The organism is Phenylobacterium sp. Root1290, assembly GCF_001425305.1.
Taxonomy (GTDB): Bacteria; Pseudomonadota; Alphaproteobacteria; order Caulobacterales; family Caulobacteraceae; genus Phenylobacterium.
On record NZ_LMEE01000004.1, the window covers coordinates 103,454 to 116,904 of the forward strand.

The 13,451-nt window shown below is 63.8% G+C and carries 11 protein-coding genes; 3 read left to right on the top strand and 8 right to left on the bottom strand.

Translation table 11 applies throughout. The annotated features are described in order from the left end of the window. Positions 1-41: 41 nt before the first annotated feature. From ASC79_RS18670 to cphA, 3 genes are all read right to left on the bottom strand, one after another. Positions 42-539 carry a hypothetical protein gene (locus ASC79_RS18670; protein ID WP_056025967.1) on the bottom strand — a complete coding sequence of 166 codons (498 nt, stop codon included), beginning with the start codon at positions 537-539 and terminating at the stop codon, positions 42-44. 587 nt (positions 540-1,126) lie between these two features. Next, positions 1,127-1,915 (bottom strand): cyanophycinase, encoded by a 789-nt coding sequence (locus ASC79_RS18680; protein ID WP_056025971.1) that lies wholly within the window; start codon positions 1,913-1,915, stop codon positions 1,127-1,129. Beyond that, a complete protein-coding gene (cphA, locus tag ASC79_RS18685) occupies positions 1,908-4,685 on the bottom strand; it encodes a cyanophycin synthetase (protein ID WP_056025973.1) in 2,778 nt (925 codons plus the stop codon). The genes ASC79_RS18680 and cphA overlap by 8 nt, the downstream gene beginning before the upstream one ends. A gap of 229 nt (positions 4,686-4,914) precedes the next feature. Between cphA and ASC79_RS18690 the strand changes: the two genes are divergently transcribed. Beyond that, the gene (locus ASC79_RS18690) at positions 4,915-5,805 is read left to right on the top strand and encodes a methyltransferase (protein ID WP_162244314.1); all 891 of its coding nucleotides are present in this window, start codon (positions 4,915-4,917) and stop codon (positions 5,803-5,805) included. On the opposite strand, the gene ASC79_RS18695 is transcribed toward ASC79_RS18690, so the two are convergent. The 5 genes from ASC79_RS18695 to ASC79_RS18715 form a co-directional block, all read right to left on the bottom strand. Further along, entirely contained in the window at positions 5,802-6,995 is a 1,194-nt protein-coding gene (locus ASC79_RS18695) for a zinc-dependent alcohol dehydrogenase (RefSeq protein WP_056025977.1), read from the bottom strand. The two genes, ASC79_RS18690 and ASC79_RS18695, sit on opposite strands and share 4 nt — an antisense overlap. Then, complete coding sequence (locus tag ASC79_RS18700) at positions 6,992-7,579, bottom strand: SRPBCC family protein (protein WP_082532249.1); 588 nt, start codon at positions 7,577-7,579, stop codon at positions 6,992-6,994. Before ASC79_RS18700 ends, ASC79_RS18695 begins: the two co-directional genes overlap by 4 nt. Continuing rightward, positions 7,569-9,704, bottom strand: coding sequence for a catalase (locus tag ASC79_RS18705; RefSeq protein WP_056025979.1), 2,136 nt, complete (start codon positions 9,702-9,704; stop codon positions 7,569-7,571). The genes ASC79_RS18700 and ASC79_RS18705 overlap by 11 nt, the downstream gene beginning before the upstream one ends. Positions 9,705-10,101: 397 nt before the next feature. Then, positions 10,102-10,467, bottom strand: a complete 366-nt coding sequence (locus tag ASC79_RS21590) for a hypothetical protein (RefSeq protein WP_162245510.1) — start codon at positions 10,465-10,467, stop codon at positions 10,102-10,104. Beyond that, entirely contained in the window at positions 10,467-11,375 is a 909-nt protein-coding gene (locus ASC79_RS18715; RefSeq protein ID WP_056025984.1) for an iron-containing redox enzyme family protein, read from the bottom strand. The genes ASC79_RS21590 and ASC79_RS18715 overlap by 1 nt, the downstream gene beginning before the upstream one ends. Before the next feature lie 480 nt (positions 11,376-11,855). Here ASC79_RS18715 and ASC79_RS18720 point away from each other — a divergent pair, with 480 nt between their 5' ends. After that, the gene (locus tag ASC79_RS18720) at positions 11,856-12,146 is read left to right on the top strand and encodes a hypothetical protein (RefSeq protein WP_056025985.1); all 291 of its coding nucleotides are present in this window, start codon (positions 11,856-11,858) and stop codon (positions 12,144-12,146) included. Then, positions 12,133-13,443 (top strand): L,D-transpeptidase family protein, encoded by a 1,311-nt coding sequence (locus ASC79_RS18725; RefSeq protein WP_162244315.1) that lies wholly within the window; start codon positions 12,133-12,135, stop codon positions 13,441-13,443. The genes ASC79_RS18720 and ASC79_RS18725 overlap by 14 nt, the downstream gene beginning before the upstream one ends. Positions 13,444-13,451: the final 8 nt, after the last annotated feature.

Consider the following 13,451-nt stretch of genomic DNA (forward strand, 5'->3'; position numbering starts at 1 on the left):
GGCGATGCGATGGAGCGCGCGACGCTACTCTAGCGCCGCCGCTAGCACGCCCTTGCGCGAGCGTGGACCGCATTCGCCAGCAGGGCCGGCGCCTTATGCGGATAGGGTCCGACGCGCCTGACGATATCGACCAGAAAATCGTGCAACTCAGGCCCGGCGGCCGGCTGGGTGACCGGCGACAACAGGCCCAGCGCACGGGCGGCCTGCCCAAAGCGCCGGCCGTGGACTTCGTCCTCAGGCAACACCGCGTGGATGAGCTCATGGGTGAGCACGACCGTGACGAGCAGCGGGTCGTCGATGAAGGGGGATATGGTGATGTGGCGAAAGCCGTCTCGATCGGCCCAGGTGTGACAGACCCCTAGAACCTTGCGCGTGCTCGAAAGCGAGCCCACCCCCAGCCGGATACGCAATGGGATTTCAAAGCCACGCGCCGTGAACCAGGGGCGCAGCAACACCGCGACGTGGGTGAGCCATTGTTCGCGGTTGAACGCCTTGGCAGCGTGAAATCCGTCGGGCAGAGCGATCTGACGCGGGATCATGACCAGGTCGCGCCTCCCACCAGTTTGACTGTGCGCAAGCTCGTCTGGCGAGCACGAAATTCAGTGAGCGGGTGGCGGCCCATATCATCCTCGTACGACGGGCTAGAGAGAAGCACGAAGAGGCGGGAGGGTTCCGGAGCGTCGCTCGTTTCTTAATAAAATCAGCAGCATAACAACATATGTTACGATCGGCTCTGACGCGCAGCCGCCAGCGCCGGCCGGCGGAGGCGAGCTGCTCGGCGGACGGATCGCCCCGTTCGCCGCGGACACTGGTAGTCAGACCACCTTAAGGCCGGCCAGAGCCTTCGCCCGCAGAAGGCCCAGCACCGTCGCCTGACGATTGCACCTGGCTCGGGACCCCGCCGGGCTCGCCGTACTCGGGCGTCTGTCCAGCCGGGCCCCCACCGGCGCTCTCGGGCGCTTCGATCGTGCTGGCGGCCCGGCTGTCGCTCTCGGCGACGGGCTGACGCCCCTCCCCGCAAGCGCTGAGCAAGACGGCGGCGCACATCATCATCGGCCACTTCATATGTTCACTCCCATTTTCATTTCGCCGGGCGCGTACGCGGGCCGGCCGCAGTATGTCCCGCTCATGCAGCGGGGCGACGCTCCTCCAGCGCAAAGCGGTCGCCTTTGGAAAGCACGTGCAAGGTGACGTCGAACATTGAAAGGACCCGCTCAGGCTGAGCCTCGGCGATGTTGGAGCGGGTCACGCTGGCGCCGTCGACAACATAGACAGCCCCAGCCCCGTGGACCTGAAAGGCCCCGTCCTCAACGACGATCGCTGTGTCTTCGTCGATGCCTACGCCCAAGACGCGCGGATTTTGGGCGACGGCGCCGAACAAGCGGCCGAAACGGCCGCGCTCAGCGAAGTGCTGGTCGATGATGACATTGCGGATCAGCCCTAGTCCGGGGGCCATGTGGACATCTCCGATGCGATGCGACTCCGAGCCTGGCCCCCGCACAAGCATTGTATCGCTCATTACCGAGGCGCCGGCGGAGGTGCCGGCCATCAGCCCGCCCGCAGCGTGAATATCGCGGATCTTTCTCTCGATCGGGGTGTCGCCGATCTGGCTGGAAATCCGCAGCTGATCGCCGCCGGTGAAGAATACGCCAGCGGCGCCTTCGAGGGCCGCGAGGGTCTCGGGATCTGCCGACTGCGCACGGTCCTCCAGGTAGAGCTCCGTGGTGTCAGTCACGCCAAGCTCGGCGAAAACTTCGCGGTACGTCCGGAAATATCCTTCCGGCCGGTGCGATGCGATGGTGGCGATGACGAGCTTCTGCCCGGCCAGTCGTTTGGCGATCGCACCGAGGATCTCTCGATCGCCTTCCTTGTCCTCGCCGCCGCCGATGATGAAGAGGGGACCTGGCCTAGACATGTTCGGAAGCCTCCCCGAAGGAACGTCCCTCCGTGAGGACGGCGGAGGGCCGGTAGGCCAGGACCTGCGCCCAGACCGCTTCGACCGACGTCGGAAGCAAGACCACGATATCGCCCTCGTTTGCGAGACTTAGGGCCTTCTCGACCGCTTGGTCCTCGGGCCCGATGGCGTGGATCCGGGAGGGGTCAAGGCCGGCGGCGACGGCGCCTCGCGCCATGATTTGGTTGACCTCGCCCACTGCGCGGCCGCGGCCGTCTGGCGCTTCGCGGAACACGACCTCATCAAAGATGGAGGCGGCCAGTTCGCCCATCTGCCCGATGTCGTTGTCACGGCGATCGCCGGGGATGCTCACGACCCCGATCACCTGCCCGCCGGGCGGGCGTATGGCCGACAGCACCTCTCCAAGGGCGCTCAGGCCCGCTGGGTTGTGGGCGTAGTCGACGATGACCTTGAAGGGGTGGCCCTCGAAAATATTCAGCCGGCCCGGGTTCTGTTCAAAGGAGCTCTCGAAGGTCTCAAGCCCGCGCCGGATGACCTCCATCGGTGTGCCCAGGGCCGAGCAGACGGCGATGGCGGCCATGGCGTTCATGACATTGAACCCTGCTGCTCCCTGAAGGGCCGCGGCGATATCGGCCACCGCCGCTACCGGAAGGGCTTGGCCCTCGCGGTGCAGCACAAGGGCCCCGCCCCTGGCGCCAGGATCGCGTACGACGGCCATCCCGCCTGCAGCGATATGCTCGCGCAGGAAGCCTGGCAGGTCGGCGCCGCCGCGCATCGAGAAGTAGGCCAGCTTTCCCCGCGCATGCTTGGCCATCCGAAGTGTGTGGGCGTCATCGGCGTTGAGAACGCTCACGCCCGATCGGCGGACGCTTTCAACCACCACGGATTTGACCGCCGCCAAGTCGGCGACCGTATCGACGCCCTTCAGGCCAAGATGGTCTTCCGCCACATTGAGAACCACGCCGACGTCGCAGGCGTCGAAGGCCAGGCCTTCGCGCAAAATGCCGCCGCGCGCGGTTTCAAGGACCGCTACCTCGACCTTCGGGTTTTCTAGCACCGCTGCTGCGCTGCGCGGACCACTGGCGTCACCGGCCCGAAGGCGTTGTTCATTGAAGTAGACACCGCTGGTGTTGGTCATGCCCACATTGAGCTGCGCGCCGCGCAGGATATGGGCGACCATGCGCACCGTGGTCGACTTGCCGTTGGTTCCGGTGATCGCGACGATTGGAATCCGGCTGGCGGCGGCCCTGGGGAACAGCATGTCGATCACCGGAGCGGCTACGTTGCGCGGCGTGCCTTCTGCGGGCTCGAGATGCATGCGAAAGCCGGGGGCCGCATTGACTTCAACGACTCCGCCGCCGGTTTCATCGACGCTGACCGAGATGTCGGGTGCGAGAAAGTCGACCCCAGCCACGTCAAGGCCAACCGCTGCAGCGGCCTGGCGGGCGTAGTCTGCGTTTCGCGGGTGAATGGCGTCGGTGCGGTCGATGGCCGCGCCGCCGGTAGAGAGATTTGCGGTGTCGCGTAGAACCACGATCTCGCCTGCATCCGGGACGTCGTCCAGCGAACGATCAAACCGCGCCAGACGGTCCATCAGGTCTTGATCGATGCGGATGGCGGTCATGACCTGGCTGTGCCCAAGACCGCGGCGGGGATCTTGATTAACCGCCTCGATCAGGCCGCGGATGCTCGAGGCGCCGTCTCCCGTGACTTGGGCAGGCGCCCGTTCAGCGACTGCGACCACCTTGCCGTCAACCACAAGGATCCTGTGGTCGCGGCCGGGGAGTTGTGCCTCGACGATGACGACGCCGCGCCGCGCCTCGGCCTTAGCCTTGTCGAAGGCGCCGCGCACGGCGGCCTCACCGACAAGGTCTGTCGTAACTCCGCGGCCATGGTTGCCGTCGAGCGGTTTGAGAACCGCAGGGCCATTCAGGCCAGCGGCGATGCGCACCGCTTCCTCGACAGTGCGAGCGGTTCCGCCGCGGGGCGTTGGCACCCCTACGGCCTCCAGTAGGGCTTTGGTGAGCACCTTGTCGGAAGCATTCTCAACGGCAATGTGGGACGTGCGGCCGGTGATGCTGGCGCGCAGGTGCACCTGTCGCGCGCCGTGACCCAGGCGGAGGAGGCTCTGGTTGTTCATCCGCTTGACAGGGATGCCCCGCCGAGCGGCCTCTCTTGCCAGCGCCGCGGTCGTGGGGCCCAGGCTTTCAGCCTCTCGAGCCCGGCGCACGGCCTGGATGGCCGAGTCGGCATCCATGGGTCCCAAGGGGCCTGTGATGCGGTCAAGACCGACGAGGCCTTGCAACTGCGGCGGAAGGAGCTGATCGACCAGCGCCAGCGCATGAGCGCCGGCTAGCAACCCTGCCCGCTCGCCGTCGTAGGCATAGAGAATGTTGTAGACGCCGGGGCGACCGCGGACCGATCGGGTCTTGCCGCGTGCGACACCGGCGCCTGCGCGGGCCTGCAGCTCCAGGGCCACATGTTCGGCGACATGTCCGAGCCATGTGCCCTCCTGCAACCGCTCGAGGAAACCGCCCGCGTGGCGCCGACTGCAGGCGTGTTGAGCCAGCCCAGGGAGGGCCGCGCAGAGGCGGTCGGCGAAGCCTTCAATCTTGTTGGTCGGATAGGCCTCGAGTTCGCCGAGATCGACCTGGATCCTGACCATAGGACGAGCGCTGAACAGGTGGGGGCCGCGATAGACGCTCTTTTCGAGGATCCGCAGCGGTCGCCGGACTTGCGGGGCGCTCGGTGCTGACTTGAACGGGGACATGAGGCTCCGGGGGCTCTGGGTGGCCGCTCAACGCCAGCCCCCGGCCATGGTTCCCGGGTTTTACTTCAAATCGATCCCCGAATTCAAATAAGTAACCGCTTTTAACAAATGTTGTAGCCTGAGCTAGGCCCGATATCAGTATTCGCGCGACGGCTTTCTTATGCCGCTGGAGACTCCCATGATTTCGTCAAAGCCTGCGTCCAGCGAAAGCACGCATGAGGCGCTCCTTATGCTGCTATCTGGCCTTCGGGAGGCGGGATACCAGTTCGTCACTCCCAATACGGGGGTCATTTCGCACAATCGACGCCGCAGGCGGGACGTGCCGCCCGATCTGGCGGGCATTTTTGGCTGGAGCCTCCCCTTCCTTCCGAGCGAAGGCCCCGCCTGGTTGAAGGACGAGAAGTTCGCGCCGCTGTTCGAGTTCGGCGAGACTTGGCGCAGCCTCGTGCGGGTTTCGACCGTAGCTGGACGACTGTTCGCGCACTCAAGCTTCCCGACAAACGACAAGAACGCCGTTTTCCTTGGCCCCGACAGCTACCGTTTCGCACGGGTGATCGCCCAGTATGCGCCGTCACGTACGCCGGCGCGGGTCCTTGACGTGGGCTGCGGGGCTGGCGTGGGCGCGCTTATCGCCGCCGACCTGTGGCCTTCGGCCCAGGTGGCGGCCTGCGACGTCAATCCGGCGGCTTTAGCTCTCACCCGCGCGAATACGCAGGCGGCCGGCCGGCGTATCGAGACTGTGCTCTGCCGCGACCTGCCCGACGATCTGGGCGATTTCGATCTGATCCTCGCCAATCCGCCCTTCATCAGCGATCGATCCGAGCGCATCTATCGGGACGGCGGCGGAGAGGTGGGACTGGAAACGACGATCAGGTGGGCCAAGCAAGCCGCTGAGCGGTTGAACCTTGGAGGCGCGGCGCTGCTTTACAGCGCTTCCCCCATCGAGACCGGCGGTCAGGATCCGCTTTGGCGCGCGCTCACCTTGGGGTGCAGCGCCAACTGCAGACTCACTTATGAGGAGGTTGATCCCGACGTCTTCTCAGGCCTGCTAAGCCAGCCGGCCTACCAGGGCTGCGAGCGCATCGCGGCGATCGCAGCCCGGATCGACCGGTTCGCCTAGGCGGCGGCGCCTGCTGCCCAGTCGGGCTTGAGCACCACCTTGGTGGTTTCGTTCTGCTCTTCCTTGAACATCTTGTAGCCGGCCGGCGCGTCTTCGAGCGCCATCCGGTGGCTGATGAGGAAGGTCGTATCGATCTTGCCTTCGCCGATCATCTCCAGAAGCGGCTGCAGGTAGCGTTGGACGTGAGTCTGTCCTGTGCGGATTTGAAGGCCCTTCTGCATCATCGCGCCAATGGGAATCTTGTCGCCCACACCCCCGTAGACCCCAGGGATCGAGACGCGCCCGCCTTTTCGGCAGGCCATAAGGACTTCACGAAAGACGTGCGGCCGATCAGTTCCCAGGCGCGTGGCGGTTTTCAGCTTGTCGACGTTGTTGTCGAGCGTGAATCCGTGGCTCTCCATCCCGACCGCGTCGATGCAGGCGTCCGGACCGATGCCGCCGGTCATCTCCATGAGGGCCTCGCGGACCTTGACGTCTTGAAAATTGATCACCTCGGCGCCCATCGCCCGGGCGAGTTCCAGTCGTCGCGGATAGTGGTCGATGGCGATGACCCTGTGCGCGCCCATGATCATCGCGCTCTGGATGGCGAACAGTCCAACCGGACCGCAGCCCCAGACGGCGACCGTATCGCCAGGCGTGATCTCGCAGTTCTCGGCCGCCATCCAGCCGGTGGGCAGAATATCCGAAAGGAACAGCACCTTCTCGTCTTCCAGGCCGTCAGGCACCACGATGGGACCGATGTCCGAGAACGGTACGCGTACATACTCAGCTTGCCCGCCAGCGTAGCCGCCGGTCATGTGCGAGTAGCCAAACAGGCCGCTCGCCGGGTAACCGTAGGCGATCTCGGAAATGTCAGCCTTGTCAGCCGGGTTGGAATTGTCGCAGGCCGAGAATTGCTGCTGGCCGCAATGGAAGCAAGAGCCGCAGGCGATCACGAAGGGGACCACGACACGCTGACCCTTCTGCAAGGTGCTCGAGCGTCCGACGTCCACCACCTCGCCCATGAACTCGTGACCCAGGATGTCGCCCGGCTTCATGGTGGGAATGAAGCTGTCATAGATGTGCAGGTCCGAGCCGCAGATGGCGGTGGAGGTGATACGGATCACCGCGTCGCGCGGATTTATAATTTCCGGATCGGGTACGGTCTCCATTCGAACGTCGTGTTTGCCGTGCCAGGTAAGGGCTCTCATTGGCCGCGTTCTCCATTGTCGAGGTGCGTGCGGGCCGTGGCGACCTCGCCGGTTTCCATGAATTGCTTGAAGCGGCGCAGATCGCGGCGGGCCTGGAGTTTCGGCTCGTTCTGGAAGAGCTTGGCCAATAGAATTCCGAGCCTTCCGCCTGGCGGATCATAGGCGATCGTGGCGGTCACGACCGTGCCCCGTCCCGGCGCGGCGTCCTTGAACTCAATCCGGCCGACATTCTTGATGTCAGCCCCCTCCACGGACGACCAGGCGATGAGATCGCCTGGTGCGTCTTCAGTAAGGACTGAATCCCACTCCACCGTCTGACCTCCCGGGGCCTCGACGATCCAATGGGATAGGCCGGAGTCCGCGATGGTGACCGACCGCACATTCTCCATGAAGGAGGGAAAGTTCTGGAAGTCCCGCCAGAAGGCGTAGACCTCATGGCGCGGCTTGTTCACTGTGACGGAACGACCAAAGACGGCCGCGTCGTCCCAGCCGAGGATGTCGGCGGTCTCCTTGGCCAGGTCGTGCTGATCGACCTGGGCGGTCAGGGGCGCATCGCTGCGGCTGGCTTGGTTTTCAGTTGTCATCTAATTCTCCCTTGTCGCGGGCCGGCGCCTTAGCGGCGGCGGCGTCGAGGTCGGTGAGGGTTTCGCGCGCCCAAACCCGCAACTTTCCGCAGCTGGCGATGAAAGCCTCCGCCGCGGCCGCGTCACGGAGCGGCGTCATGCCTTCGTCGTCGGCGTCATAAGGAGCTCCCGCCGCAGCCAGGAGCGGTTCGGCCTGCGGGCTGAAGCCGATGAACTTGCAGTGGGCGTAGGCGTCGTTCACGAAGTCCTTGGCGGTCTTGTCTCCACTCAGCAGAGCCGCTCCCTCGTCAGAAACGATGATCGCCACAGCGTCGTAGAGCACCGAAGGTCCGCCATCGATCTTCTGCTTGGCGGGGACCTGGGTTCCGTCATCCAGACGCACGCCGGAAATGTGCGGGGCGATGACTTCGTAGACAGCGCCTTCGGCGCCAAGGGCAGCAACCAACTGCCCAACGACCACGGCGCTCGCCCCATCGCTCAATAGCAGTCCGAGTTTACGCCCCTTGAAGCCGGGGTTGGGGCGCTTGAGGATGCTAAGCGCGTCAGAGGCAGGAAGATCGGTGATGGGTACCGCAGCCGGGGCGTGGGGTGTCGGCACGCTTGCCAATCCAAGTCCCGCCGCGACCTGGGCAGCGAGGCCCTGGTCGATGTTAGGCAGGTGGGCGACCATTCGCTCGCGGATGTCTGCGCGCTCGCACTTCGAAAGTTCGAATGTCAGGGCGTCGGCGATGTGCTTCTGCTCGACTGGCGTCTGGCTGACGAAGAACTGACGCGCCTGGCTGTAGTGGTCGGCGAAGGATTCCGAACGTGCCTGGAGCTTTGGTCCTGTCTCTTCGCTCTCAAAGTGCCGATAGCCCTTTTCCGGGCTTTCGCGCGGCCCCTGCCCCCAACTGTTGGGTTCGTAGTTGGCCCGCGTGGTCGGGTTCACCATCGCCATGTGGCCGTCCTGCTGGAACGTCGCGAACGGGCACTTCGGCGCGTTGATCGGCAAGTGGGTGAAGTTGGGGCCGCCCAGCCGTTTCAGCTGCGTGTCGAGATAGGAGAAGTTGCGGCCCTGAAGGAGCGGGTCGTTCGAGAAGCCGATGCCGGGCACGACGTTCTGCGTGCAGAAGGCGACTTGCTCAGTCTCGGCGAAGAAGTTGTCCACGGTCCGGTCGAGGACAAGGCGGCCGACGATGCGGATTGGGACCTGTTCTTCGGGGATGAGCTTCGTGGCGTCCAGGACGTCGAACTCGAAAGCTTCGGCGAAGGCTTCGTCGAAGAGCTGCACGCCGAGCTCCCATTCGGGCGGCGAGCCGCTCTCGATGGCGTCCCAAAGGTCGCGGCGGTGGAAATCCGGATCGGCGCCGTTGATCTTGACCGCTTCGTTCCACATGACCGACTGCAAGCCCAGCTTGGGCTTCCAGTGGAACTTCACGAAGGTCGATGCGCCCCTCGCATCTATGAACCGGAAGGTGTGGACCCCGAACCCTTCCATGAACCGGAAGGACCTCGGAATCGCGCGATCCGACATGGTCCACATGATCATGTGCATGGACTCAGGCGTCAGGGAGATGAAGTCCCAGAAATTGTCATGGGCTGTCTGCGCCTGCGGGAATCCGCGATCAGGCTCCTGCTTGGCCGCATGGACAACGTCCGGAAACTTGATGGCGTCCTGGATGAAGAACACCGGAATATTATTCCCGACGAGGTCCCAATTGCCCTCCTTGGTGTAGAATTTCGTGGCGAACCCGCGCACGTCTCGGGCCAGGTCAAACGATCCCTTGTTGCCGGCCACGGTCGAAAAGCGCACGAAAACCGGCGTTCGCTCACCCACTTTCTGGAAGAGATCGGCGCGTGTCACGTCTGCAAGTGAATCCGTGGTCTCGAAGAAGCCGTGGACGCCAAATCCCCGCGCGTGGACTACGCGTTCGGGAATGCGCTCGTGGTCGAAATGGAAGATCTTCTCTCGGAAGTGGAAATCTTCGAGGAGCGAGGGTCCCCTCGCTCCGATTTTCAGGGTGTTCTGGTCATCTGCGACCGGCGCGCCCTGCTGCGTGGTCAGCACTGGCGTATCGCCGCCGGCCACCTGGTGCGTCTCACCTCCAAGACCCGGATTTCGCTTTTCATAGATGTCGCCGGCCATGTCGAACTCCCATTCTGCCGGGAACTCAACTCACGCCAAAAGATGTAGTTCACGGCACTATTATAAAAACCCGATATTCAGCGCCCTGCATTGTCACGTTTGAAACATTTGTTAGGTTATCGTAGTAATTTCCATTCGGATAAGCGCTGAGGCGCCGACATTTACCTCGAGATGAACTGATGGAAAGCGGCCGGCGGAAGGATCGGCGGCCGACTTCGCCGACTTGGGCAGTTGGGAGAAGAGACCCGCCATCTTGGTGCGCGTGGGCAGCGGCTTGCGATCTTCCAGATACGCGCGGCGAAACCCTGGCGGTGGGATGCAATCTCCACACCTTCGCTACCGTCTTGCGACTTCGACCCTGGCGCCGAACGCCGACCGGAAGAGCATTTCTTACGCTTCAGCCGCTTCTAGGCGCCTGAAGCGTGGAATCCACAGCACTACGTACGATTTTGTCGGCCGCGTCCGATGACACGACCGGAACATGCGGCAGTTCCTGCAGGACCCGTTTGAACGACTTCTCGGAGAGCCGTCGCGCCACAAGCAGCAAACGTGTCTGAGGCGCTTCCTGCATGAGCTCGCAGGCTTGGTCGATGTCTATGCCTGAAGTCGCTTCCCCGAGCTCGACGACCACTAGGTCGGCCTCCGCCGCGGCTGCGGCTTGGGCCAGGCGATCACCTTTAAAGAGGACTGGGCGCAGACCTGCTCGACGGAGGGTTTCACAAAGCCCGTCACGCCGACCTGCGACTAACGCGACTTCCGGCATCACGCGGCCTTCGCCTGATCGCGCCAGAGTGCGGCGCGATAGGCTTCAAAGCAGCGCCGGCCAGCATCAAGGCGCATCAAGGCCCCTTCAGCGATGAAGGTCGCGCAATCTGGGTTTTCGCGCACCAAGGGCCGAAGCACTTCCGCGTTCCAGGCTTCCGAGTGAGCGATGTCCAGGGTGGCGTGCAGGGCGAAGTACTTGCGGGTCTTGCCGACGCCGAGACGTTTGAGACCTTTGGCGACAAGATCGGCCCGCCAGGGGGCGGTCAGCTCCACTGCGCCCAGGGCGCCGATCGAGTGATAGGCATAGCGGCGGTTGCTCGCGAAGGCCACGAGCAGGTTGCCAAGCGCCAGCGCTTCGCAAACGGTCGTGGAAATCTCCGGCTTCAGGTCGAGGTCGCGCGACAGATCGGCCAGCATCGGCCCGTGCATTCCAGCCTCAGCGCCGCGGCCCATCTCGTCCCAATAGTTTCGTGCGAGCTCGAGTTTCGCGGTCACGGGCATCTTGACCTGCGTCATCGCGACGAGGTCGTCGAAACCAGCTTCTCCCGCTACCTCGTTCAGCAGAAACCAGCGCATCTCTTCCAGAGTCGCTCGCTCCGCCAACCACGGGAACAGAGGATCGTTCTGACCAGGTCCGGTCAGTTTGAGCTCCTCGAACCAGGCGACAAAACCATCCTCATCGCGCGGCGCCCTTGCAGCAAGGTTACGGATGTCGTGTCGCCAAGCCTCGACGAACTCGCCTTCGAAGATCGCGATCTGGGCATGGGTTAGAAGCTGCTCGCGCCAGTCCGCCGCAGGCGTGGTCGGATCGAGCCGCACGTGGTTCCATTCAGCCAGACGCCGTTGCAGATCACCGCCCAGCAGATCGGCCGACAAAGTGTCTCGGCTCAAATCGTAGCTTTCCATGTGTCCCTCACAATAACTCGCGAAGGAAAGCCCGCGGAAGAGCCTCGGTTCCAGAACTTCAACGATTTGAATGCACTAATAACATAGGTTAAGCAGAATTCGGGCGTAAGCGCGGGCGAATCGCTGGCCGCTGGCCACCCCGCAAGTCTCAAGGCGGCTTAATAATCGGCCACTTCCCGCGACGATCACGACAAAAGAGAGATCCCACTTGCGGCTCGGCGGAGACGCCTCCCCGATAGCCCAACTGTGCCGAATTTCGACCCTCTGGCCGATCCGTCGGGCACGCCCCCACCCAAGCTAAACGATGCCACCTAGCAAGCAGGACAAATAAAAGCGCGCAAGGTTCGTGTATAACAAATGTTACCATCTGAGCAGTTGTTGCTATTTTCTATGATTATGTTTCGGCACCCACTTAAATCCTGGAACGATTGAAGCCCTAGAACGATTGACGATGGTCGATCACCACAGAAAGACCTGGATATGAACCATAAGCTTATCATCGCCGGCGCCGTTGGCGCACTGTTACTGGGCGGCGCAGCCATCGCGCAGACCGCCCAACAGAACGACCCCGCCGCTCCCGCGGGCTCCCCCTCCATGTCGGCAGGCCAGACCACAGGACAGGCCGCCGATCAGACCGCTGGCCAAAGCTCCGGTCAGACGGACCGATCGATGACCCCGGGCGCCGCCGCGCCGACTGCGGGCAGCTATGGCGCCGACACCGCCGGCGCCGCTGACGATCAGTCGATGCAGATGGCGGGTGAACGCGGCTGAACGCCGCAGCAAGGCTCGCCGAAGGCGCAGCCTCGAGCGCGCCCGCCTTAACGCGGGCGGCGTGCTTGTGGCCGTATGGCTGACGGCGTGCGCAGGTCAGGTCGGAGGGCTCCACTCCGATCTGACCGAGCGGGCCATCGAAAATGCGCTCCACGGGCGACCGTCCGAAGCCGCATTGAGGCTCTTTTACGCGCAGCATCCCGCGCCGCTCTGGATCGTGGACGGCATGGTGCGCCCGGAGGCCGGCATTGTCCTGGCCTCGCCAGACATCGACACCTACACGCTCAGAGACATTGTGAGGCGGGCCCAAAAGGGAGCGCCCGCCGATCTCATCGCCGCCGAATTCGCCCTATCGACTGCGCTTATCCAGTCAGCGGCAGCAGCGCGCGGCACTGGCGCCGGCATCGTTTTTGCAGACCCCAATCTTGCTCCAGACCCTGTGGGAGTGCGCACGCTCCGGGAAGCTGCAGCATCGCCTTCGCTGGGAAATTTCCTTCGGTCTCTTAAGAGCGGCAACAGTCTCTACGCCGAGCTGGCGGGGGCGGCGGCGACCCAGGCCGGCGCCCTGCCCGCTCATCTTCGCGACAGGGTGCGATCCAACCTTGAGCGACTAAAAGCCCTCCCGCCCGAGCTAGGCCGAAGGTTCGTTCTCGTCGACATCGCTGTTGCGCGGTTGTGGCTGTACGAGGAAGGACGCCCCGTCGCCAGCATGCCCGTCGTTGTAGGCGCGGCCCATGACCAAACTCCGCTGATGGTCGCCACGATCAGCAGCGCGGTTCTCCACCCTTATTGGAATGTCCCGCCCGATCTGGTCAGCGAGCGCATCGCGCCCCAAGTGCTTGCCAAAGGCCATGGCCATCTGGAGGCGCTGGGGATGGAGGCGTTGTCGGGCTGGACGGCTGACGCCCGGCAGATCGCCTCGCAGGATGTCGATTGGGCCGCTGTTTCGAACGGCAGGATTCTTCGGGTTCGCCAGCGACAAGGTCCCGCCAACACGCTCGGCACGGTTAAGTTCGTGATGCCGAACCGCCTGGGGATCTTTCTTCACGACACCCCCGAGCGCGATGCGTTGGCTGGGCGACCCGCCTACCGCAGCGCCGGTTGCATACGTCTCGAGGACGCCGACCTGCTCGGCCGGTGGCTGTTTGCGCAAGATTGGTCGCCCCAAGCCCCGCCCGAGACGACGATCGCATTGCCCGAAACGATACCGATCTATCTCGTCTACCGATCGGTCTCGGTTCAAAACGGCAAGATCACTGATGGCCCAGATCCATACCGGCTTGATACGTCAGACTGACGGTTCCC

Bases quoted from the DNA above. Each gene is read 5' to 3' on its own strand.
- ASC79_RS18670 (WP_056025967.1), bottom strand. From the start codon at position 539: ATGATCCCGCGTCAGATCGCTCTGCCCGACGGATTTCACGCTGCCAAG.
- ASC79_RS18680 (WP_056025971.1), bottom strand. From the start codon at position 1,915: ATGTCTAGGCCAGGTCCCCTCTTCATCATCGGCGGCGGCGAGGACAAG.
- cphA (WP_056025973.1), bottom strand. From the start codon at position 4,685: ATGTCCCCGTTCAAGTCAGCACCGAGCGCCCCGCAAGTCCGGCGACCG.
- ASC79_RS18690 (WP_162244314.1), top strand. From the start codon at position 4,915: ATGCTGCTATCTGGCCTTCGGGAGGCGGGATACCAGTTCGTCACTCCC.
- ASC79_RS18695 (WP_056025977.1), bottom strand. From the start codon at position 6,995: ATGAGAGCCCTTACCTGGCACGGCAAACACGACGTTCGAATGGAGACC.
- ASC79_RS18700 (WP_082532249.1), bottom strand. From the start codon at position 7,579: ATGACAACTGAAAACCAAGCCAGCCGCAGCGATGCGCCCCTGACCGCC.
- ASC79_RS18705 (WP_056025979.1), bottom strand. From the start codon at position 9,704: ATGGCCGGCGACATCTATGAAAAGCGAAATCCGGGTCTTGGAGGTGAG.
- ASC79_RS21590 (WP_162245510.1), bottom strand. From the start codon at position 10,467: ATGCCGGAAGTCGCGTTAGTCGCAGGTCGGCGTGACGGGCTTTGTGAA.
- ASC79_RS18715 (WP_056025984.1), bottom strand. From the start codon at position 11,375: ATGGAAAGCTACGATTTGAGCCGAGACACTTTGTCGGCCGATCTGCTG.
- ASC79_RS18720 (WP_056025985.1), top strand. From the start codon at position 11,856: ATGAACCATAAGCTTATCATCGCCGGCGCCGTTGGCGCACTGTTACTG.